The organism is Microbacterium schleiferi (assembly GCF_020781975.1).
GTDB lineage: Bacteria > Actinomycetota > Actinomycetes > Actinomycetales > Microbacteriaceae > Microbacterium.
The window spans coordinates 1-317 of record NZ_JAJGNI010000033.1 but is presented as its reverse complement, the minus strand read 5'-3'; the positions used below and the strand labels follow the sequence as shown (position 1 = coordinate 317).

1 pseudogene is annotated in these 317 nt (G+C 65.3%); it reads left to right on the top strand.

Annotated elements, in window-relative coordinates:
• Positions 1-78: 78 nt before the first annotated feature.
• A pseudogene (locus LL236_RS14745) lies at positions 79-317 on the top strand (hypothetical protein); the annotation flags it as partial.

Here is a 317-nt window from a genome sequence, read left to right as displayed (position 1 = left end):
ATCGCCCGGTGCTGAACCCCAATATCCGGTGGTGCTCAACCGCAATAATCAGCGGTGCTCAAGGGGTCGAATACTCACCCTGACGGCGGTGGCTGGCGGGTTCACGGGAAAGGGTCGGCGCAGGACCGTGCTGCCGGGGTCGTACGAGGCCGAGCCGCACGTGCCGGAGCGGCGGGTTCACGCGGCTACCGATACCTGCACCATGCCGTCGATGACCACTCGCGGGTCGCGTACTCCGAGAGGCTCTGTTGCAAAGATTGGCGGCAGTCAGAGGTAGGCTGTCGCTCTGCGCCGATCAGGCGGCTGCTGCGAAATGG